Origin of the sequence: Micromonospora sp. NBRC 101691, assembly GCF_030269285.1 — a bacterium.
GTDB lineage: Bacteria > Actinomycetota > Actinomycetes > Mycobacteriales > Micromonosporaceae > Micromonospora > Micromonospora echinospora.
Window position 1 is genome coordinate 1 of record NZ_BSTB01000034.1, and the last position, 20,202, is coordinate 20,202.

The following is a 20,202-nucleotide window of genomic DNA, read 5'->3' on the forward strand; positions in this document are numbered from 1 at the left end:
AGAACAACCACACACCATCCGGCAACCCCCTCAGGGGCCCCATCCGGGGCATCTCGTCCTCGCACCCGCCGCTTCCGCGTCGAGCACTTCTACTACGTTACCTCACCGTTTCCGCCGTGTCAAACCGCTCTGTGGCGCTTTGTCGTGCTTCTATCCGGTTTGAGGCACCACGAATCCGTTCGGCGTTTCCGCCGTCCGTTGCCGTGGTTTTTGACAGGCCGGCCGCTGCGGTCTCCCGCTCGCTCGCCCGGTGCCCTGCCGGTCGTCAACCTTACCCGGTCGGTTCCGCCCCGCCAAATCGACCCCTCGGTCGACCGGTGAAGCACCACCCGGACCGGACCTCAGGGAAGTTTCCCCGTCTGACCCGGCACCATTCCCGAACCGAACTCTCAGGCGTTTTGCCTGTTTCGTCCGTTCCGCGCTGGCAGAGAGAAAGTTACGCGTCCAGCGGTTTGGACGTCAAATCCGCTGGACGCGTCCCACGTCACATCATCGCCGTACGGCTATTTACGCAGCTCAACACCGGCGAACGACCGCTTGCCCCGGCGCAGGACCAGGAACCGGCCGTGCAGAAGGGCCGCCGGGTCGACGACCGCGTCGGTCTCGGTGACCCGCTCGTTGTTGACGTACGCGCCACCCTCGGCGATCACCCGCCGGGCTTCCTTCATGCTCGTGACCAGCCCGGACTCCCGGAGCAGGCCGGCAACGTCGGGCAGCTCGGTGAGCTGGACCAGTCCCGCCTCGGTGAGGGCCGCATGCAGCGTCCCCTCGGCCAACTCCCCCAGGGAGCCACGGCCGAAGAGCGCCTGACTGGCGGCGACCGCCTGAGCGGTCTCGTTCTCCCCGTGCACCAGCGTGGTCAGTTCCTCGGCCAGTGCCCGCTGGGCCTCGCGGGCCGCTGGACGCTCGGCCGTCGCCCGCTCCAGCGCCTCGATCTCCGCCCGGGAGCGGAAGCTGAAGTAGCGCAGGTAACGGTCGACGTCCTTGTCGTCGACGTTGACCCAGAACTGGTAGAAGGCGTACGGGCTGGTCATGGCGGGGTCGAGCCAGACCGCGCCGCCCTCGGTCTTGCCGAACTTGGTGCCGTCGGACCTGGTCACCAGCGGGGTGGTGAAGGCCTGCACCGGTCCGGCGCCGCGTCGCCGGACGTAGTCGACGCCGGCGGCGATGTTGCCCCACTGGTCGGAGCCGCCGAACTGCAACTGGCAGCCGTGCCGGCGGTGCAGCTCGAAGAAGTCGTTGGCCTGGAGGAGCTGGTAGCTGAACTCGGTGAAGCTGATCCCGGTCTCCAACCGGGCCTTGACCACCTCGCGGGCGAGCATCCGGTTGACCGGGAAGTGCTTGCCGACGTCACGGAGGAACTCGACCACCGACATCTCGCCGGTCCAGTCCAGGTTGTTCACCAGGCGGGCCGCGTTCGCACCGGTGTAGGAGACGAACGGCGCGAGCTGTTCGTGGATGCGGCGCACCCAACCGGAGACCACCTCGGGTGGGTTGAGGGTCCGCTCGGCGCTCTCCTTCGGGTCACCGATCTGCCCGGTCGCGCCACCGACCAGCAGCAACGGCCGGTGCCCGGCGAGTTGCAGCCGGCGTGCGGTGACGACCTGCATCAGGTGGCCGACGTGCAGGCTCGGCGCGGTCGGATCGAAACCGACATAGTACGTGGCGGCCCCGCCGTCGAGCAGAGCGCGCAGCTCGTCGGGGTCGGTGGAGTCCTGGATGATGCCCCGCCACCGCAGGTCCTCGGTCAGGGATTCCCGGCTGGACGACGGGAGGCTGCTATCGGTCACGGTCACCGATTCTCCCCCATCACCGGGGCCGGCACGTAGCGGGATTCCTCCGCGCCCGGCCCGGCTAGGCTGGCCGTCGCGTCGATCGAGGAGGATTCAGGCGTGGAACAGCTGGACATGAACGGTGGGCTCGTCGGCCTGCTCGGACTGGAGTTCGACGAGATGAGCGGGGACCGGGTGGTGATCCGCTGGCGGGTCCGGCCGGACCTGCACCAGCCGTACGGCATCCAGCACGGCGGGGTCTACTGCGCGGCGGTGGAGACGGCGGCGAGCGTCGGCGGCTCGTTGTGGTTCGGTGACCGGGGCCGGGTGGTCGGGGTGTCCAACCAGACGGACTTCCTGCGCGCGGTGCGCGAGGGCGAGTTGACGGCGGTGGCCACGCCGGTGCACCGGGGTCGCAGCCAGCAGCTGTGGCAGGTGGAGGTCACCGACGACGCCGGGCGTCTGGTGGCCCGGGGGCAGGTCCGGTTGCAGAACCTCGCCGCGGCCTGAGGACGCAGCACCCGCACGAGGCCCGCGCCGAACACCCCCGGACCGACCGCGCCGACGCCGACGTCGGTCGGGGAACACGTGGACGGACGCGGCTCAGCCCTCGACCGGCTCCAGGGCCGGCTCGGCGTCGGCGGGCCGGCTCGGCCGCTCGCCCGGGCGTACCCGCACCCGGGAGATCGCGTGGCCGTCGATGCCGGCGACCTCCAGCCGCCAGCCGTCGATGGTGACGTGCTCCCCGGCCTCGGTGGGGATGTGCCCGAGGCAGGCCAGCACCAGCCCGGCGACCGTGGTGTAGTCCCCGTCGGGTCGACCGGGCAGCTCGATCCCCACGTCCGTCAGGTCGTGCACCGGGAAGGTCCCGGGGAGCACGAGGGTGCCGTCCGGTTCGGGACGCACGGCGCGCACGTCCCGGTCGGTCTCGTCGTAGATCTCGCCGACGATCTCCTCCAGGATGTCCTCCAGGGTGACGATCCCGTCGACCGCGCCCCGCTCGTCCACCACCAGCGCGATGTGCTGGCGTTCCGCCTTGAACTGACGCAGCGCGTCGACCACCGGCAGCGAGTCCGGCAACAGCATCGGGGGGCGGACGCACTCGTCGACCGACCGGTCGTCCGGCACTCCCACCAGGTCACGCAGGTGGATGACGCCGACCGCGTCGTCCAGGCCGCCGTGCCGGACCACCGGCGCCCGGGAGTGCCCGGAGGCCGCCAGCACCAGCCGCGCGGCCTCCGCGGTGGTGCCGCTGTCCAGGCAGAAGACCTGCAACCGGGGGACGAGCACGGCCCGCAGCCGCCGGTCGGCGATCTCCACCGCGCCGGCGATGATGGTCTGCTGCTCCTTGGTGAAGCCGTGGTTGCCGGCGACGATGTCGCGCAGCTCGTCCGGGCTGATCTCGTCGCGCTGCGGCTTCGGGTCCACGCCGAAGAGGCGGACGACCAGGTCGCTGGTGGCGCCGAGCGCCCAGACCGCCGGGCGGGAGAAGCTGGCCACGAGGTCCAGCGGGCGGGCCACCAGCAGTGCCCACCGTTCCGCCCGCTGCATCGCCACCCGCTTCGGAGCCAGTTCGCCGAAGACCAGGGTGAAGAAGGTCAACGCCAGGGTGACCAGCACGATCGCCACCGTCTCGGCGGCGCCGCCGAGGAAACCGAGCAGTGGCACCAGGGGGCGGGCCAGCGAGACGGCCGCCGCCGCGGAGGCGAGGAAGCCGGCCAGGGTGATGCCGATCTGGATGGTGGCCAGGAACCGGTTCGGGTCCCGGGCGAGCTTCGCCAGCACCCGGCCGGAGCGGCTGCTGCGCTCCAGGCGTTGCACCTGGCTCTCCCGCAACGAGACCAGCGCCATCTCGCTGCCGGCGAAGAGCGCGTTCAGCACGACCAGGACTCCGACCAGGGCCAGTTGGCTCCAGTAGCTCTGCACGCCCAGATTCCCCTCACGCAGCCCGCGCCGACGCGGCGGGGCCGCGGACCGGTGGTCCCGGCCCGCGTACGCGTGTCTTTGCCCCGTCTCCGGGGCGGCGAATCATCGCCCGGCGTCGCTCGGCGCCGGGAGGTCGAGGACGTACGAGTCGCCCTCGGGGCGGAAGCCGAGCCGGTGGTAGTACGGGGCGACCATGCCCGGTGGGCTGACCACCTGCTGGTACCCGCGGTCGGTGAAGAGGGTGCTGCGCCGGAAGACGAACTCGCCCGGCGTCAGGTCACGGAATCGCTGGGTGACGTAGTCCAGGTCGATCTGGGCGACGTGGTTCGCCTCGGCGTGGGCGAGCACCACCCCGACCACCTCGTCGGCGCGGAGCACCAGGAACGCGTCGCCGTGGGCGGTGCGGTCGTCCCAGTGGAAGTCCGGGTTGAACTTGGCGATGTCCCGGGCGTGCACCCGCAGCGTGTGGGCGAGGAACTCGTCCCGGACGCCGACCTGCACCACCTGGTAGGTCTGCTCGTCGTGCCGGGTGGCGAGGAGTTTCCGCAGGTACCAGATGTTGATCACGGCGAGCACGACGTTGAGCCCGACCATGGGCCAGACCGACAGCGCGGCGTTGTACCAGATCAGGACCAGGCAGCCGACGAGGTTGAGCGCGCGCAGCCGCAGGATGCGCGCCTGGAGTAGGGACCACACCAGCAGCGCCGATCCGGTCCAGCCGATCATGTCCAGCCAGTTCACGCCGCGAGGGTAGTCGGGCGGGACGGCGCTGTCGCGCGGTACCCGGGGCGGCCGCGCGGCCGGCCGTACCGTGCGGGGCCGGCCGGACACGGGTGGTGACGCTCGGTGCGCCTGCGGTCCGGGCCGAAGGCCGGCCCGACGGCGGCGGGCGGGACCAACGGCCCTCGGGCCGGGACGTCGGCCTCTCCCCGTTGACCTGCGCGAACAGCCAGACTGGACAGCGTACGGAGGAGGAGAGCATGAACCACAGGCCAGGTGCCCCGGTGGTGGTGGGCGTCGACGGGTCGGCCTCGGCGCTGGACGCGGTCCGGGTGGCGGTCCGCGAGGCGGCGGCACGGAACCGGCCGCTGCGGGTGGTGCACGCGTTCGTCTGGCCGCTGCTGGGCGTACCGCTGGGTCCGTCGCCGGACGGGCCGCCGGAGGGCGGGCTGCGGAACCAGGCGGCGCGGATCGTCACCGAGGCGGTGGCGGAGGCCGGCAAGGCGGACCCGGAGGTGCCGGTGTCCGGGGTGGTGGTCGACGGCGCCCCGACGGCGGTGCTGCTGGCCGAGAGCCGGGACGCCGCCCTGGTGGTGCTCGGCAGCCGTGGTCTCGGCGGGTTCGCCGGCCTGCTGATCGGCTCGTCGGCCGTGCAGGTCAGCGCGCACGCCACCGGCCCGGTGCTGGTGGTCCGGGGCGAACCCCGGGCGGACGGCCCGGTGGTGGTGGGCGTCGACGGCTCCGAGCTGTCCGACCTGGCGGTCGGGTTCGCCGTGGAGGAGGCCGCGCGACGCGGGGTGGAGCTGGTGGCGGTGCACGCCTGGCTGCACCCGGCGCCGCTGGGTCCCGGCGACGTCCTGCCGCTGGTGTACGACCTGGACGCGCTGGCCGCCGAGGAGGAGCGGGTGCTGGCCCAGGCGGTCGCCGGCTGGGCGGAGCGGTATCCGGACGTGCCGATCCGGCGGCGGCTGGTCCGGGGCGCCCCGGCGCGGGCGCTGGTGGAGGAGTCGGGGTCGGCGCAGCTGGTGGTGGTCGGGGCACGGGGCCGGAGCGGGCTGGCCGGCCTGCTGCTCGGCTCGGTCAGTCACGCCGTGCTGCACCACGGCCGGTGCCCGGTGGCCGTCGTCCGGCACCACCGCGCTTCGTGACCGGGCCCCGGCCGGACTGCCGCCCGGCGACACCGGACGGACTGTCGCGTGGCGTGACGGGAAACCGCCCGCCGGGTAGGAGAGGGTACGTCCAGGACGTGGTGACGGACCCGGAACGGGAGGACCGATGAACCGACCTGTCGTGGTGGGCGTGGACGGATCGCCGGAGAGTCTGGTCGCCGCCGAACACGGCGCGCGGGCCGCGGCGCTGCGGTCCCGCCCGCTGCACCTGGTGCACGGCTACCTGCACCCGCTCGGCTACGGCGTGCCGGTCAACCCGTACGACCTGGGGCTGCCGGAGCCGACCGACGAAGCCCGGACGATGCTCGAGAAGACCGCCGCCGACCTGCGGGGACGCTGGCCGGAGCTGACGGTCGAGGTCCGCCAGGTGGCCGGCGGTCCGGGTGCCACGCTGGTCGAGGAGTCCCGCCGCGCCGAGCTGGTGGTGGTCGGCAGTCGAGGGCTCGGCGGCTTCGCCGGACTGCTGCTCGGCTCGGTCAGCGCCCAGGTCGCCGGGCACGCGCACGGCCCGGTGCTGGTGGTCCGCCCCGCCGACCGGCAGGTCGCGACCGACGGGCCGGTGCTGGTCGGCCTGGACGGCTCGGAACTGGCCGAGCTGGCCGTCGGACAGGCCGCCGAGGAGGCCGCGCGCCAGGGTGTTCCGCTGGTGCTGGCGCACGTCGTCGCTCCCGACGGGCGTCCGGAGGACTCCGCCGGGGACGAGCAGGGGGCCGACCGGCTGCTGGCGACGGCCGTCGCGACGGTACGGCAGCGGCATCCGGACCTGGCCGTCGCCGAACGGGTCCTCCGGGCGGCCGAACCCGCGTCGGCGCTGGTCGAGGCGAGCGCGGACGCGGCGCTGGTGGTGGTCGGTTCCCGGGGTCGGGGCGGCTTCGCCGGGCTGCTGCTCGGCTCGGTCAGCCAGGCGCTGGTGCAGCACGCGCGCTGCCCGGTGCTGGTCGCCCGGCCGCACGCCCACACGGGCTGAGCCGAGCGGTGGGTCAGCCCACGGGGGACTGCCGGGGCGACCCGCCCCGCCGGCGGACGTGCCGGCGGTAGGCGCTGACCGTCGGGTCGCCGGTGACCCAGTAGCGCCACGGGACGTCGTGGGCGGCGGCCACGCCGACCCGTGGGCCGGCGGAGACCGCCGCCGGCGCGACCGGACGGGTGGGTGGGGTCAGCCGCAGCGGCCCGTTCCCGTCGACCATCGACGTGCCGTTCGCCTCGGCGGTGACCCCGAGGGCGACCACGAGTCGGGCCGGTCCCCGCGCGAGGTCCCGGTCGGGAACCTCGCCCCGGCGTTCACGGGCCAGGTCCAGCCCGTCGACCACCTCGCCCGCCCGCAGCAGGACCGCCGCCGCCTCCCCGTCGGCGCCGCAGACGACGTTCAGGCACCAGTGCACGCCGAACACGAAGTACGTGTAGGCGCGGCCGGCCGGACCGAACATGACCCTCGTCCGGGGGGTGGGGCCCCGGTGGGCGTGGGACGCCGGGTCCTCCCCCGTCCCGGCGTACGCCTCGACCTCGGTCAGCCGGAGTCGGACGCCGCCGGCCGAGAGCTCCCAGCCGAGCAGTGCCCGCGCGGTCCCGGGTACCTCGGCGGCGGGGGCGTGCAGCCACGAGTAGTCCACCGGACCAGGAAACGCCGCCGGACGGCGATCGGCAAGCCGGGCCCGACGGGTGCGGGGCCGCTCAGGGTTGGCGAGCCAGCACGTCCTCATGCCCACGGTCCTCTCCACCGCCGCCGACCTGATCCCGGCGCTGCCCTCAACCGCCGGTGCCGACCGGGCCCCCGGCCCCGCCCTCGCAAGCGGGCGGGGCCGACCTGCGCTCGCGCCGGCCCCGGGCCAGCTCGGTGCCGAGGGCGTCCAGCCGCTGCTCCCAGAACCGCCGGTAACGCGCCAGCCACCGGTCGACCTCGACCAACGGGGTCGGGTCGACCGCGTAGAGCCGGCGGGCACCCTGGACGCGGACGGTGGCGAAGCCGTTCTCCCGCAGCACGCGCAGGTGCTGGGAGACCGCCGGCTGGGAGATGCCGAACTCCGCCTGGACGACCGCGCCGACCTCGCCCGCCGGGCGCTCGCCGTCGGCGAGCAGCTCCAGGATCCGGCGGCGGACCGGGTCGCCGAGGACGTCGAACGCGTGCACGGCTCCTCCACCTCCGGTACGGCGGGAAGACGTTACCGGGTGGTCCGTCGGCCGGTCGGTGGAGACTGACCACGGCCCGCCGGCACTTCCGCCCCGCGTTGTCCCGCACCAGTTTTCGGCCGGGCCTGGTACAGGTCAAGCTCCATGATTTTAAACAGTTCGTTGACAACGAACTGATGCACTGCTGGGATGGTGGCATGACCGACACGCCCTCCGCGTTCACTCCCCCGCACCCCGGCGCCGAACGCGCCCGCCGCGACCACACCGCGCTGTTCCGGATCACCGAGCGGCACGCCGACACCGACGAGCGGCGACGGCGGCACGGCAACGCGTACGTGCCCGAGCCCTACGAGGCGGTCAGTCTGGTGCTCGCGCTGGCCGTCGGCGCGGCCGAGCCGACACCCGGCGAGGAACCGGTCGACCACGCCGACCTGATGGCCGCGCTGACCCTCGTGCCCCGGGTCCGCGCCGACGTCGACACCCTGGAGGCCGGACTGCTCTCGCTGGCCCGTGACCGGGGGATGACCTGGCAGGAGATCGCCTTCGGACTCGGCCTGGGCAGCGCGCAGGCCGCCCGGCAGCGCTTCGAGCGGGTCTCCGGCCGGACCGCGCCCGCCGCCGACTGACCGCCGTGCGCCGGCCCGGTGCGGTCGGCCCCGACCCGTCGGCCCCGGGTGGTACGCATGACCGCACGCCCGTGCCGACGAGGGACGGGTCGGAAGGGAGTGACGCGATGACCCGCGACGCGATGCTGGCGTACTGCCTGGCGAAGCCGGGCGCCTGGGAGGACCGCCCCTGGGAGGACGACGTGGTGGTCAAGGTCGGCAGCCGGATCTTCGCCTTTCTCGGCCGCCCGGACGCCGCGACCGTCGGGGTGAAGTGCGGTCCGGACCGGGACGTCGCCGACGAGTGGCTGCACCGGTACCCGGACGACGCCCGTCCCGCCGCCTACATCGGCCGGTCCGGGTGGAACACGCTGCGCCTCGACGGCGCGATCGACGACGACGAACTGCGCGAGGTGGTCGACGCGTCGTACGACGCGATCGTGGCCAGGCTGCCGAGACGCGAGCGTCCGGCGGCGTCCTGACCGCCCGCCCACGGCGTCGCGGCGCGTGGGATCACCACGCGCCGCGACGGCCGCGCTCAGCGCGGGACGACCGTCTCCGCGGCCCACTCCCGCCAGCCGACGAGCTGGTCGGCGGCGGCGGCGAGCTGGTCGGCGACCGGGCCCGGACCGGTCGAGCCGGGCGTGGTCCGGGCCGCCAGGGCCGAGCGGACGGAGAGCACGTCCCGCACGGAGGGGTCGAGGTGTTCGCTGACCGCCGCCAGGTCGGCGTCGGAGACCTCGTCGAGGGCACAGTCCCGGGCCACGCAGAGCGCGACGAGCCGGCCGGTGATCTCGTGTGCCTCGCGGAACGGCACGTTGCGCCGGACCAGCCAGTCGGCGACCTCGGTGGCCAGCGAGAAGCCCACCGGGGCGGCGGCGACCAGCCGGTCCACCCGCACCGTCATGGTGGAGACCATCCCGGCCAGGGCGGGCAGCAGCAGCTCCAGGGTGTCGACCGCGTCGAAGGCCGGCTCCTTGTCCTCCTGCATGTCCCGGTCGTAGGTCATCGGCAGGCCCTTGAGCATGGTCAGCACGCTCATCAGCCCGCCGACCAGCCGACCCGACTTGCCCCGGGCCAGCTCGGCGACGTCCGCGTTCTTCTTCTGCGGCATGATCGACGACCCGGTGGCGAAGGCGTCGTCCAGCTCGACCCAGCCGAACTCGTGCGACGTCCAGAGCACCACCTCCTCGCCGAGGCGGGACAGGTGCACCCCGACCATCGCGGTGACGAAGAGGAACTCGGCCACGAAGTCCCGGTCGGCGACCGCGTCCATCGAGTTCGCGAACGAGGTGCGGAAACCCAGCTCCTTGGAGACGGCCACCGGGTCCAGCGGCAGGCCGGAACCGGCGAGCGCGCCCGCGCCGAGCGGGCTCACCGCCGTCCGGTGGTCCCAGTCGCGCAGCCGCTCCAGGTCCCGCAGCAGCGGGTGCACGTGGGCCAGCAGCCAGTGGCCGAACGTGACCGGCTGGGCGTGCTGGAGGTGGGTCATCCCCGGCGCGGCGGTGTCCACGTGCCGCCCGGCCTGCTCCACCAGGGCCTCGGCCAGCTCGACCAGCCGCGCGGCCACCCCCCGGGCGTGGTCGCGCAGGTAGAGGCGCAGGTCGGTGGCGACCTGGTCGTTGCGGGACCGCCCGGCGCGCAGCTTGCCGCCCAGGGTGCCCAGGCGTTCCAGCAGGCCCCGCTCCAGGGCGGTGTGCACGTCCTCGTCGTCGACGGTGGGGCGGAACGCCCCGGAGGCGCAGGCGGCCTCCAGGTCGTCCAGGGCGGCGAGGATCCGGCCCAGCTCGTCCGGGTCGAGCAGGCCGGCGCCGGCCAGGACCCGGGCGTGCGCCCGGGAGCCGGCGATGTCGTACGGGGCCAGGCGCCAGTCGAACTGCACGCTCACCGACAGCCGGGCCAGTGCCTCCGACGGGCCACCGGCGAACCGGCCGCCCCAGAGGCTCGTCCGATTGGTCGCGGCGCTGTTCTCGGTCAGACTCTTGTCGTCCACCCCGCCCATTGTGGTGGCCACTGTCGTCAGCCGCCCAGCCGGGCGTCCCGGGCCGCGGCCATCTTGCTCGGCAGGCCCCAGAGCTGCACGAAGCCCTTGGCCAGCGACTGGTCGAAGGTGTCCCCGGTGTCGTAGGTCGCCAGGCCGAAGTCGTAGAGGCTGGCCTCGGAACGCCGGCCGGTGACGGTGGCCCGACCACCGTGCAGGGTCAGCCGCACCTCGCCGGAGACCTGCTGCTGAGCGTCGTCGATGAAGGCGTCCAGCGCCCGCTTGAGCGGCGAGAACCAGAGGCCGTCGTAGACCAGCTCGCCCCAGCGCTGGTCGACGCCGCGCTTGAACCGGGCCAGGTCCCGCTCGACGGTGACCGCCTCCAGCTCCTGGTGGGCGGCGATCAGGGCGATCGCGCCGGGAGCCTCGTACACCTCGCGGCTCTTGATGCCGACCAGCCGGTCCTCGACCATGTCCAGCCGGCCGACCCCCTGCGCGCCGGCCCGCCGGTTCAGCTCGCTGATCGCCTGGTACGGGGTGACCGTCTCACCGTCGATCGCCACCGGTACGCCCGCGTCGAAGGTGATGACCACCTCGTCGGCGTCGCGCGGCTCGGCCGGGTCGGCGGTGTACGAGTAGAGGTCCTCGATCGGACCGTTCCAGATGTCCTCCAGGAAGCCGGTCTCCACCGCCCGACCCCAGAGGTTCTGGTCGATCGAGTACGGCGACTTCGCCGACACGTCGATCGGCAGCCCCTTCTCCTCGGCGAAGGCGATCGCCTTGTCCCGGGTCCAGGCGAAGTCCCGGGCCGGGGCGATGATCTTCAGGTCGGGGGCGAGCGCGGCCAGGCCGACCTCGAAGCGGACCTGGTCGTTGCCCTTGCCGGTGCAGCCGTGCGAGACGATCGTGCCGCCGTGCTGGCGGGCCGCCGCGACCAGGTGCTTGACGATCAGCGGCCGGCTCAGCGCCGACACCAGCGGGTAGCGGTCCATGTAGAGGGCGTTGGCCCGCATCGCGGGCAGGCAGTACTCGGCGGCGAACTCGTCGCGCGCGTCGACCACCTCGGACTCCACCGCGCCGCAGTCCAGGGCCCGCTGCCGGATGGCGTCGAGGTCCTCGCCGCCCTGTCCGACGTCGACCGCGACCGCGATCACCTCGGCGCCGGTCTGCTCGGCCAGGTAGGGAATGGCGACGGAGGTGTCCAGCCCTCCGGAGTACGCCAGGACGACCCGCTCGGTCATGATGTGGTGCTCCCTTCAACGTTCTCTTCCCGGCGGGACCAGGCGCTGAGCTTCTCGCCCAGCGCGGCCCCGCCGACGCCCTCGCGGGCCACGACGAGGATGGTGTCGTCGCCGGCGATGGTGCCGACGACCTCGGGCAGGCCCGCTCGGTCCAACGCGCTGGCCAGGTAGTGCGCCGCGCCCGGCGGGGTGCGCAGGACGGCGATGTTGCCGCTGGCGTCCACCCCGTTGAGCAGTTCGCGCAGCAGCCGGACCAGCCGGGCCGGCGCGTTCTCGGCGTCGCGCAGCGGCCGGTGGCCGTCCTCGGGGATCAGGTAGACGCCCCGGCCGTCACCGCCGCGCACGGTCACCGCGCCCAGTTCCTTCAGGTCCCGGGAGAGGGTGGCCTGGGTGACCTGGACGCCGTCGGCGGCGAGCCGGTCGGCCAGTTCGGTCTGCGAGTGGACGGCCGTGTCGCGGATCAGCTCGACGATGCGGGCGTGCCGGGCGGTACGGGTCAGCGGGGCGGTCATGACGGGGATGCCTCCAGGAGAAACGTCAGCAGCGCCTTCTGGGCGTGCAGGCGATTCTCCGCCTGGTCGAAGACCGCGCTCTGCGGGCCGTCGAGCACCTCGTCGGTGATCTCCTCGCCCCGGTGCGCCGGCAGGCAGTGCAGCACGACCGCGTCCGGCGCGGCGTGCCCGAGCAGTTCCTTGTTGACCTGGTACGGCAGGAACGGGGTGATCCGGTCCAGCCCGTCCTCCTCCTGCCCCATCGAGGTCCAGGTGTCGGTGGCGACCACGTCGGCGTCCCGGACCGCGGCGACCGGGTCGGTGAGCGCCCGTACCGAACCGCCGGTGCCGGCGGCGATCTCGGCGGCCCGGGCCAGCACCGCCGGATCCGGGGCGAACCCGTCCGGCCCGGCGACCCGGACGTGCATCCCGGCGGTCGCGCCGGCCAGCAGGTACGACTGCGCGACGTTGTTCGCCGCGTCCCCCACGTACGCCAGGGTCCGCCCGGCGGTGCCGCCGCACCGCTCCCGCACGGTCAGCAGGTCGGCCAGGAGCTGGCAGGGGTGGAAGCCGTCGGTGAGCGCGTTGACCACCGGCACGGTGGCCCCGTCGGCGACCTCGGCGATCCGGTCGTCGCCGTGGGTACGCAGCACGATCGCGGCCACGTACCGGGAGAGCACCCGGCCCGCGTCGCCGAGGGTCTCGCCCCGGCCGAAGTGGGTGACCTGGGTGTCCACCACCAGCGGATGGCCGCCCAGCTCGGCGATGCCGACGTCGAAGGAGAACCGGGTACGCAGGCTCTGCTTGTCGAAGAGCACCGCCACCGAGCGCGGCCCGGCCAGCGGGCGGAACCCGAACCGGTCGGCCTTCATCCGGGCGGCCAGGTCCAGCACGGCCGACTGCTCGGCGGGGGTCAGGTCGTCGTCCCGCAACAGGTGCCGGGTCATGTGAGCGTCTCCGGGGAGGTGGTCGGGGCGGGGGCGGGGCTCGACGCGGCGGCCGGGACCGCCGCCGCGTCGAGGGCTGCGGGGAGGGCGGCGAGGAAGGCGTCCGCCTGGTCTGCGGTGAGGATGAGCGGAGGGGCCAACCGGACCACGTCCGGTTGCACCGGGTTGACCAGGAACCCGGCGGCCCGCAGCGCCTCGGTGACCGGCTTCGACACCGGTGCCGCGAGCACCACGCCGAGCAGCAGGCCCGCGCCGCGTACCTCGGTGACCAGGGGATGGCCGAGCGCCTCGACGCCCCGGCGGAGCCGCTCGCCGACCCGCTTCACGTGGTCGAGCAGCCCCTCGCTGGCGATGGTGGAGACCACCGCGAGCGCGGCGGCGCAGCTGACCGGGTTGCCGCCGAACGTGGTGCCGTGGGAGCCGGGGCCGAGCAGTTCGGCGGCCCGGCCGAAGGCCAGGCAGGCGCCGAGGGGCAACCCGCCGCCGAGCCCCTTGGCCAGGGTGACCAGGTCGGGTTCGATCCCCTCGGCCTGGTGGGCGAACCAGTGGCCGGTCCGACCGATGCCGGTCTGCACCTCGTCGAGCACCAGCAGCGCGCCGTGCCGGGCGGTGATCCGCCGGGCCTCGGCGAGGTAACCGGCGGGCGGCACGACCACGCCGTTCTCCCCCTGGACCGGCTCCAGGATCACCATCGCGGTGGCGTCGGTTACCGCCGCCGCCAGGGCCGCCGGGTCGCCGTACGGGACGTGGGTGACGTCGCCGGGCAGCGGGCGGAACGGGTCGGCCTTGGCCGGTTGGCCGGTGAGCGCCAGCGCGCCCATGGTGCGACCGTGGAAGCCGCCCTCGGTGGCGACCACGTGGGTGCGGCCGGTGAGCCGGGAGAGCTTGAACGCGGCCTCGTTGGCCTCCGCGCCGGAATTGGCGAAGAAGACCCGGCCGGGCCGACCGGCGAGGGCGAGCAGCAGTTCGGCCAGGGCCACCGGTGGTTCGGCGACGAACAGGTTGGAGACGTGGCCCAGCGTGGCGACCTGCTTGGACACCGCCGCCACCACCGCCGGGTGGGCGTGTCCGAGCGCGTTGACCGCGATCCCGCCGACCAGGTCGACGTACTCCCGGCCCGCCTCGTCGACCACGACGGCGCCGCTGCCGGCGACCAGCGCCAGCGGTGGGGTGCCGTAGTTGTCCATCATGGTCTGGGTCCAGCGTTCGACGAGCGTGCTCATGGCGTGGTTGTTCCTTCCTGGTGCCCGAGCGCGGACCCGGGGGCTCCGCCCGCCCCGCTCACGACCATCGTTCCGAAGCCCTCGGAGGTGAACACCTCCAGCAGCGTGGAGTGGGCGACCCGGCCGTCCACCACGTGCGCGGCGGGGACGCCACCGCGCACCGCCCGCAGGCAGGCCTCCATCTTCGGCGCCATGCCGGACTCCAGCCGGGGCAGCAGCTCCGCCAGGTCGTCGACGGTGATCTCGCTGACCAGGCTGGTGGTGTCCGGCCAGTCCGTGTAGAGGCCGGGCACGTCGGTCAGGACGACCAGCTTGCGGGCCCGCAACGCGACGGCGAGCGCGGCGGCGGCGGTGTCGGCGTTCAGGTTGTGCAGCACCCCGTCGACGTCCGGGGCGACGGTCGAGATGACCGGGATCCGGCCGGCGGCGATCAGGTCGGTCACCGCGGAGACGTCGACCGACGCCACGTCCCCGACCAGGCCGACGTCGACCGGTTCCCCGTCCACCCACGCCGGGCGGCGTACGGCGGTGAAGAGCCGGGCGTCCTCGCCGGAGAGACCCACCGCGAACGGGCCGTGCGCGTTGATCAGACCGACGATTTCCCGGCCGACCTGCCCGACCAGGACCATCCGGACGACGTCCATCGCCTCCGGGGTGGTGACCCGCAGGCCGCCCCGGAACTCGCTGGTGATGCCGAGCCGGCCGAGCATCGCGGAGATCTGCGGTCCGCCGCCGTGCACCACCACCGGCTTCAGGCCGGCGTGCCGCAGGAAGACCATGTCGGTGGCGAAGGCCCGCTTCAGCGCCGGGTCGACCATGGCGTTGCCGCCGTACTTGACCACCACGGTGGCCCCGGCGAAGCGGGCCAGCCAGGGCAGCGCCTCGATCAGCGTGGCGGCCTTGGCCTGGGCGTGGGCGAGGTCGGTGGTGAGGCTCATGAGGAGTAGGCCGAGTTCTCGTGGACGTACGCGTGGGAGAGGTCGTTGGTCCAGACGGTGGCCCGGTCGGATCCGGTGTGCAGGTCGATCCGGATGGTGACGTCGCGGCCGGTCAGGTCGACCTTCGCGCGGTCCTCGGCGGCGGCCCCGCCCCGGCACACCCAGACGCCGTTGACGGCGACGTCGATGCCGTCCGGATCGAAGGCGGCGGTGGTGGTGCCGACGGCGGCGAGGATGCGTCCCCAGTTCGGGTCGTTGCCGAACAGTGCGGTCTTGACCAGGTTGTTGCGGGCCACCGCGCGGCCCACCTCGACCGCGTCGTCCTCGTCGGCCGCGCCGACGACCTCGATGGCGATCTGCTTGGTCGCGCCCTCGGCGTCGGCGAGGAGCTGCTGGGCCAGGTCGTGACAGGCGGCGGTGACCGCGTCGGTCAGCTCCGCCCCGGTCGGTTCGATGCCGGAGGCGCCGCTGGCCAGCAGGAGCACCGTGTCGTTGGTGGACATGCAACCGTCGGAGTCGATCCGGTCGAAGGTGACCCGGCAGGCGGCACGCAGCGCGGCGTCGAGCGCGGCGGGGCCGGCGACCGCGTCGGTGGTGAGCACGCAGAGCATGGTCGCCATGGCCGGGGCGAGCATGCCCGCGCCCTTGGCCATCCCGCCGACGGTCCAGCCGGTGCCCCGGGTGACCGTGGTCTTCGGTCGGGTGTCGGTGGTCATGATCGCCTCGGCGGCGTCGGCCCCGCCCTCGCGGGAGAGTCCCCGGATCGCGGCCCGGACGCCGGGCAGCAGCTTCGGCATGGGCAGCCGCTCGCCGATCAGCCCGGTGGAGCAGACCGCCACGTCGCCCGCACCGAGGCGCAGCCGGGGGCTGGCCGAGGTCAGTGCGGCGGCGGTGTGCTCGGCGGTGGCGTGGGTGTCCTGAAAGCCGGCCGGGCCGGTGCAGGCGTTCGCGCCGCCGGAGTTGAGCACCACCGCGCGGACCACGCCGCCCCGGACGACCTGCTGGGTCCAGAGCACGGGGGCGGCCTTGACCCGGTTGGCGGTGAAGACCCCGGCCACGGTGGCGTCGGGGCCGTCGTTGACGACCAGGGCGACGTCGGAGGCGCCGCCGCTCTTCAGTCCGGCGGCGACGCCGGACGCCCGGAAACCCCGGGGGGCGGTGACGGTCACCGTGCCTTCCTTTCGTTCGCGACTGCGGGGCTCCGCTGCGCTGCACTCCTCACGGTCACCGTGCCTTCCTTTCGTTCGCGACTGCGGGGCTCCGCTGCGCTGCACTCCTCACGCTCACGGGGCGATCCCCCAGGTGGAGAGGCCGGTGGTCTCGGGCAGGCCGAGCATCAGGTTGGCGCACTGGACCGCCTGGCCGGCGGCGCCCTTGCCGAGGTTGTCGATCGCGCTGACCACGATCACCCGGCCGGTGTCGACGTCGCGGGTGGCCTGGAGGTGGCAGGAGTTCGCACCGAGCGTGGCGGCGGTGTGCGGCCAGCTCCCCTCGGGCAGCACGTGCACGAAGGGCGCGTCCGCGTACGCCTCGGCGAGCACCGCGCGCGGGTCGACGTCGGCACCGGCCGGCACGGCGGTGACGGTGGCGAGGATGCCGCGCGGCATCGGCGCGAGGACCGGGGTGAAGCTCAGGCCGGTCGCGCCGGTGGCCTGCTTGATCTCGGGTACGTGCTGGTGCGCGCCGACCTTGTAGGGCGAGAGGTCGCCCATCACCTCGCTGCCCAACAGGTGCGCCTTGGCGACCCGGCCGGCGCCGGAGGTGCCGGAGGCGGCGACCACCACCACGTCGGCGGGTGCGACCGCGCCGGCGGCCACCAGCGGCGCGAGCGCGAGGGTGGTGGCCACCGCGTAGCAGCCGGTGGCGGCGACCCGGTCGGCGGCGGCGATCACCGCACGCTGGCCGGGCAGTTCCGGCAGGCCGTAGGTCCACGTCCCGGCGTGCGGGCCGCCGTAGTACCGCTGCCAGGCGGCGGCGTCGGCGAGCCGGTGGTCGGCCCCGAGGTCGACCACCTTCACCCCCGGGGGCAGGCTGGCGGCCAAGGCCGCCGACTGACCGTGCGGCAGGGCCAGGAAGACCAGGTCCGCGTCGGCCAGGGCGGCCGGATCGGTGGCGGCGAGCGTCAGGTCCAGCCCGGCGAGCTGCGGGTGCACGGCGCTGACCGGCTGGCCCGCCTGGGAGTGCGCGGTGGCGGCGACCAGGTCGAACTCCGGGTGCCCGGCGACCAGGCGCAGCAGCTCGCCGCCGGCGTAGCCGCTCGCTCCCGCGACCGCGATTCGGATACCCATACCCACCTCCGCATGACTATACGGAGATCGTAGCGACCGACCCGGCACGATGCAAATTCATACAGCGCACTGCATGAACTTGATAAGGCGCAGGTGGGAGGCGGGCGTCAGCAGAACCCTCGCCCGGCCCGCTCGGGTGCCTGGAGGGGCCCCCTGCTCCGCAAAAAGCGGTAACAGGGGACCCCTGCTGTCACCTCAGGCGCCGCGCAGGGTCGCGCCGAAGCGGGACGCCGCGGTGGCGACCGCCGCATCGCGGGCGGCCACCGCCTCCTCGACGGTCAGGGTGCGGTCCGGGGCACGGAAGGTGAGCTTGTACGCCAGGGACTTGCGTCCCTCGCCGAGCTGCGCGGAGGCGTACACGTCGAAGAGCCGGACCGACTCCAGCAGCTCGCCGGCCCCGTCGACGAGGGCCCGGCGCACCTCGGCGGCCGGGACGGTGTCGTCGACCACCAGCGCCACGTCGATCAGCGCGGGCGGGAACCCGGAGACGGACGGCGCCGGGACGATCCCGGCCGCCGGCACCGCGTCCAGGTCCAGTTCCATCGCGGCGGTCCGCCGGGGCAGCTCCAGCGTGGCCAGCACCGACGGGTGCAGTTCACCGGCGTACCCGACGACGGTGTCGTCGACCAGCAGCTGCGCGCAGCGCCCCGGGTGCCAGGGGGCGTGCTCGGCGGCCCGGACGACGATCCGGTGCTCGTCGACCCCGGCGGCGGCGAGCACCGTACGGCCGGCCTCGACGGCGTCCGCCCAGCTCGCCGGGCGGCCGGCCCCCCACCATCCGGTCGGTTCGACGTCCCCGGCCAGCACGACGGCCACGTGCCGGGGCTGGGCCGGCAGGGTCGCGTCGGCCGCGGCGAAGTCGGCGTCGGAGGGCCGCTGCTCGACCCCCATCGTCGGGGCCGGCCCGGCGTCCGGACGCGGGTGGAACACCAGGCCGGTCTCGTAGAGGGCGAGGTCGCGGTGCCCCCGGCCGATGTTGCGCTTCAGGATGCCCAGCAGCGGGCCGAGCAGCGTGGTACGCAGCAGCGGCTCCTCCTCGGACAGCGGGTTCGCCAGCCGTACCGCGACCCGACGTGGGTCGTCGGCGGGCAGGCCGAGCTGGTCGGCGAGGCCGGGAGCGACGAACGGGTGCGCGAGGACCTCGACGTACCCCTGCTCGGCCAGCGCCCGGGCGACGGCCCGGTGCCGCCGCTGGGTCACGGTGAGCCCCCGGCCGGGCGGCGCGGTCGGCAGCACCGACGGGACCCGGTCGTACCCGTCGAGGCGGACCACCTCCTCGACCAGGTCGGCCGGGTCGGTCAGGTCCGGTCGCCAGGACGGCGGGACGACGGTCAGCACCGCCTGGCCACCGGTGGCCACCCCGACCGCGCCCGGGTCCTCGGTGAGCCGGTCGACGCCCTGGCTCACCGTGCAGCCGACCTGCTCCAGCAGGGCGACCACCCGGGCCGGCGGGTAGTCCACGCCGACCCGCCGACCCGGCAGGTCGGCCGGCAGACTCACCGGAGCGGACGGCCGGACGTGGTCGATGTCGAGGATCTCCGCGTCGGCGACGCCACCGCCGTACTCGGCGAGCAGCCGCACCGCCCGCTCGATGGCGACCAGTGGCAGGGCCGGGTCGACGCCGCGTTCCCACCGCTTCGCCGCCTCGCTGAACAGCTTGTGCCGGCGGGCGGTGCGCCCGACCATCACCGCGTCCCAGTGCGCCGCCTCGAAGAGCACGGTGGTGGTGCCGGCGACCACCTCGCTGGTCTCGCCCCCCATCACCGCGGCGAGGGAGATCGGACCGGTCTCGTCGCAGATGACCATGTCCTCGGCGGCCAGGCTGCGGGTGGACCCGTCCAGGGTGGTGAGCTTCTCCCCCGCCTCGGCCCGGCGCACCACCAGACCACCGACCAGCCGGTCGGCGTCGAAGGCGTGCATCGGCTGGCCCATCTCGATCATCACGTAGTTGGTGATGTCGACCGGCAGCGAGATGCTCCGGATGCCGGCGACGGTGAGTCGGCGGCTCATCCACTCCGGGGTCCGGGCGGTCGGGTCGACGCCCCGCACCATCCGGGCGACGAACCGGTCGCAGCCCACCGGGTCACGCACCTCCACCGGGTACGCCGGACGCGACGTCCCGCCGGGCGCGGGCACCAGACCCGGGTCGCGGAACGACGCCCCGAAGGCGTGCGCCAGCTCACGGGCGATGCCCCGGACCGACATCTGGTAGCCCCGGTCGGGGGTGATCTCCACCTCGACCACCACGTCGTCGAGCCCGACCACCGGGCGCGCGTCGTCACCGGGCTTGGCCGGGTCGTCGCCGCCGAGCACGATGATGCCCGAGTGGTCGTCACCGAGGCCGAGTTCCTTCGCCGAGCAGATCATGCCGTGGGAGTTGCGCCCGTACGTCTTGCGGGCGCCGATGGCGAAGTTCCCGGGCAGCACCCCGCCGGGGAGGATCACCACGACCCGGTCGCCGGGCGCGAAGTTGCGCGCCCCGCAGACGATCTCCTGCAACTCGCCGGTGCCGTTGGCGTCGCCCACGTCCACCCGGCAGAACCGGATCGGCTTCTTGAAACCGGTGAGCTCCTCGATCTCGCGGACCTCACCGACGACCAGCGGCCCGGTGACGGTGGCCCGCAGGTCCACCAGGGACTCGACCTCGATGCCGAGGTCGACCAGGGCCCGCTCCAGGTCGGCCGGGTCGAGGTCGGCGGGCAGGTCGACGTACTCCCGCAGCCAACTGACTGAAACTCGCATGCCTCTAGACCACCGTCTCCGTGTCTCGTTCC

At 73.9% G+C, this 20,202-nt stretch carries 19 protein-coding genes; 5 read left to right on the top strand and 14 right to left on the bottom strand.

From position 1 onward, the window contains the following. Nucleotides 1-503: 503 nt before the first annotated feature. On the bottom strand, nt 504-1,790 hold the full coding sequence (gene tyrS, locus QSK20_RS30810) for a tyrosine--tRNA ligase (RefSeq protein ID WP_285792172.1): 1,287 nt from the start codon (nt 1,788-1,790) through the stop codon (nt 504-506). A 117-nt stretch (nt 1,791-1,907) separates the two neighbouring features. Between tyrS and QSK20_RS30815 the strand changes: the two genes are divergently transcribed. Next, a complete protein-coding gene (locus QSK20_RS30815) occupies nt 1,908-2,282 on the top strand; it encodes a PaaI family thioesterase (RefSeq protein ID WP_377662609.1) in 375 nt (124 codons plus the stop codon). 93 nt (nt 2,283-2,375) lie between these two features. On the opposite strand, the gene QSK20_RS30820 is transcribed toward QSK20_RS30815, so the two are convergent. Continuing rightward, entirely contained in the window at nt 2,376-3,698 is a 1,323-nt protein-coding gene (locus tag QSK20_RS30820) for a hemolysin family protein (RefSeq protein WP_285792137.1), read from the bottom strand. A gap of 102 nt (nt 3,699-3,800) precedes the next feature. Further along, on the bottom strand, nt 3,801-4,439 hold the full coding sequence (locus QSK20_RS30825) for a hypothetical protein (RefSeq protein WP_285792138.1): 639 nt from the start codon (nt 4,437-4,439) through the stop codon (nt 3,801-3,803). A 239-nt stretch (nt 4,440-4,678) separates the two neighbouring features. Here QSK20_RS30825 and QSK20_RS30830 point away from each other — a divergent pair, with 239 nt between their 5' ends. Together QSK20_RS30830 and QSK20_RS30835 are read left to right on the top strand one after the other, a co-directional pair. Beyond that, nucleotides 4,679-5,566 carry a universal stress protein gene (locus QSK20_RS30830; RefSeq protein ID WP_285792139.1) on the top strand — a complete coding sequence of 296 codons (888 nt, stop codon included), beginning with the start codon at nt 4,679-4,681 and terminating at the stop codon, nt 5,564-5,566. A 127-nt stretch (nt 5,567-5,693) separates the two neighbouring features. Further along, nucleotides 5,694-6,554, top strand: a complete 861-nt coding sequence (locus QSK20_RS30835) for a universal stress protein (RefSeq protein ID WP_285792140.1) — start codon at nt 5,694-5,696, stop codon at nt 6,552-6,554. A gap of 13 nt (nt 6,555-6,567) precedes the next feature. On the opposite strand, the gene QSK20_RS30840 is transcribed toward QSK20_RS30835, so the two are convergent. Next, the gene (locus tag QSK20_RS30840) at nt 6,568-7,197 is read right to left on the bottom strand and encodes a DNA-3-methyladenine glycosylase (protein WP_285792141.1); all 630 of its coding nucleotides are present in this window, start codon (nt 7,195-7,197) and stop codon (nt 6,568-6,570) included. Nucleotides 7,198-7,333: 136 nt separating this feature from the next. Continuing rightward, entirely contained in the window at nt 7,334-7,714 is a 381-nt protein-coding gene (locus tag QSK20_RS30845; RefSeq protein WP_285792142.1) for an ArsR/SmtB family transcription factor, read from the bottom strand. 197 nt (nt 7,715-7,911) lie between these two features. Here QSK20_RS30845 and QSK20_RS30850 point away from each other — a divergent pair, with 197 nt between their 5' ends. Both QSK20_RS30850 and QSK20_RS30855 read left to right on the top strand, forming a co-directional pair. Beyond that, complete coding sequence (locus tag QSK20_RS30850) at nt 7,912-8,340, top strand: DNA-binding protein (RefSeq protein WP_285792143.1); 429 nt, start codon at nt 7,912-7,914, stop codon at nt 8,338-8,340. 107 nt (nt 8,341-8,447) lie between these two features. After that, the gene (locus QSK20_RS30855; RefSeq protein WP_285792144.1) at nt 8,448-8,801 is read left to right on the top strand and encodes an MmcQ/YjbR family DNA-binding protein; all 354 of its coding nucleotides are present in this window, start codon (nt 8,448-8,450) and stop codon (nt 8,799-8,801) included. A 56-nt stretch (nt 8,802-8,857) separates the two neighbouring features. Here the strand turns inward: QSK20_RS30855 and argH are convergent, their stop codons facing one another. The 9 genes from argH to pheT all read right to left on the bottom strand — a co-directional run bounded on the left by argH (nt 8,858) and on the right by pheT (nt 20,170). Beyond that, on the bottom strand, nt 8,858-10,321 hold the full coding sequence (argH, locus tag QSK20_RS30860) for an argininosuccinate lyase (RefSeq protein ID WP_285792173.1): 1,464 nt from the start codon (nt 10,319-10,321) through the stop codon (nt 8,858-8,860). A 17-nt stretch (nt 10,322-10,338) separates the two neighbouring features. Then, a complete protein-coding gene (locus tag QSK20_RS30865) occupies nt 10,339-11,541 on the bottom strand; it encodes an argininosuccinate synthase (protein ID WP_285792145.1) in 1,203 nt (400 codons plus the stop codon). Beyond that, complete coding sequence (locus tag QSK20_RS30870) at nt 11,538-12,053, bottom strand: arginine repressor (RefSeq protein WP_285792146.1); 516 nt, start codon at nt 12,051-12,053, stop codon at nt 11,538-11,540. The genes QSK20_RS30865 and QSK20_RS30870 overlap by 4 nt, the downstream gene beginning before the upstream one ends. After that, a complete protein-coding gene (gene argF, locus QSK20_RS30875; protein WP_285792147.1) occupies nt 12,050-12,979 on the bottom strand; it encodes an ornithine carbamoyltransferase in 930 nt (309 codons plus the stop codon). The genes QSK20_RS30870 and argF overlap by 4 nt, the downstream gene beginning before the upstream one ends. Beyond that, nucleotides 12,976-14,202, bottom strand: a complete 1,227-nt coding sequence (locus QSK20_RS30880) for an acetylornithine transaminase (RefSeq protein WP_285792148.1) — start codon at nt 14,200-14,202, stop codon at nt 12,976-12,978. The genes argF and QSK20_RS30880 overlap by 4 nt, the downstream gene beginning before the upstream one ends. After that, nucleotides 14,199-15,140 carry an acetylglutamate kinase gene (gene argB / locus QSK20_RS30885; RefSeq protein ID WP_285792149.1) on the bottom strand — a complete coding sequence of 314 codons (942 nt, stop codon included), beginning with the start codon at nt 15,138-15,140 and terminating at the stop codon, nt 14,199-14,201. The genes QSK20_RS30880 and argB overlap by 4 nt, the downstream gene beginning before the upstream one ends. Next, nucleotides 15,137-16,309 carry a bifunctional glutamate N-acetyltransferase/amino-acid acetyltransferase ArgJ gene (gene argJ / locus QSK20_RS30890; protein WP_285792150.1) on the bottom strand — a complete coding sequence of 391 codons (1,173 nt, stop codon included), beginning with the start codon at nt 16,307-16,309 and terminating at the stop codon, nt 15,137-15,139. Before argJ ends, argB begins: the two co-directional genes overlap by 4 nt. A gap of 114 nt (nt 16,310-16,423) precedes the next feature. Further along, nucleotides 16,424-17,428, bottom strand: coding sequence for an N-acetyl-gamma-glutamyl-phosphate reductase (gene argC / locus QSK20_RS30895; protein ID WP_285792151.1), 1,005 nt, complete (start codon nt 17,426-17,428; stop codon nt 16,424-16,426). 195 nt (nt 17,429-17,623) lie between these two features. Next, nucleotides 17,624-20,170 (bottom strand): phenylalanine--tRNA ligase subunit beta, encoded by a 2,547-nt coding sequence (gene pheT, locus QSK20_RS30900; protein ID WP_285792152.1) that lies wholly within the window; start codon nt 20,168-20,170, stop codon nt 17,624-17,626. Nucleotides 20,171-20,202: the final 32 nt, after the last annotated feature.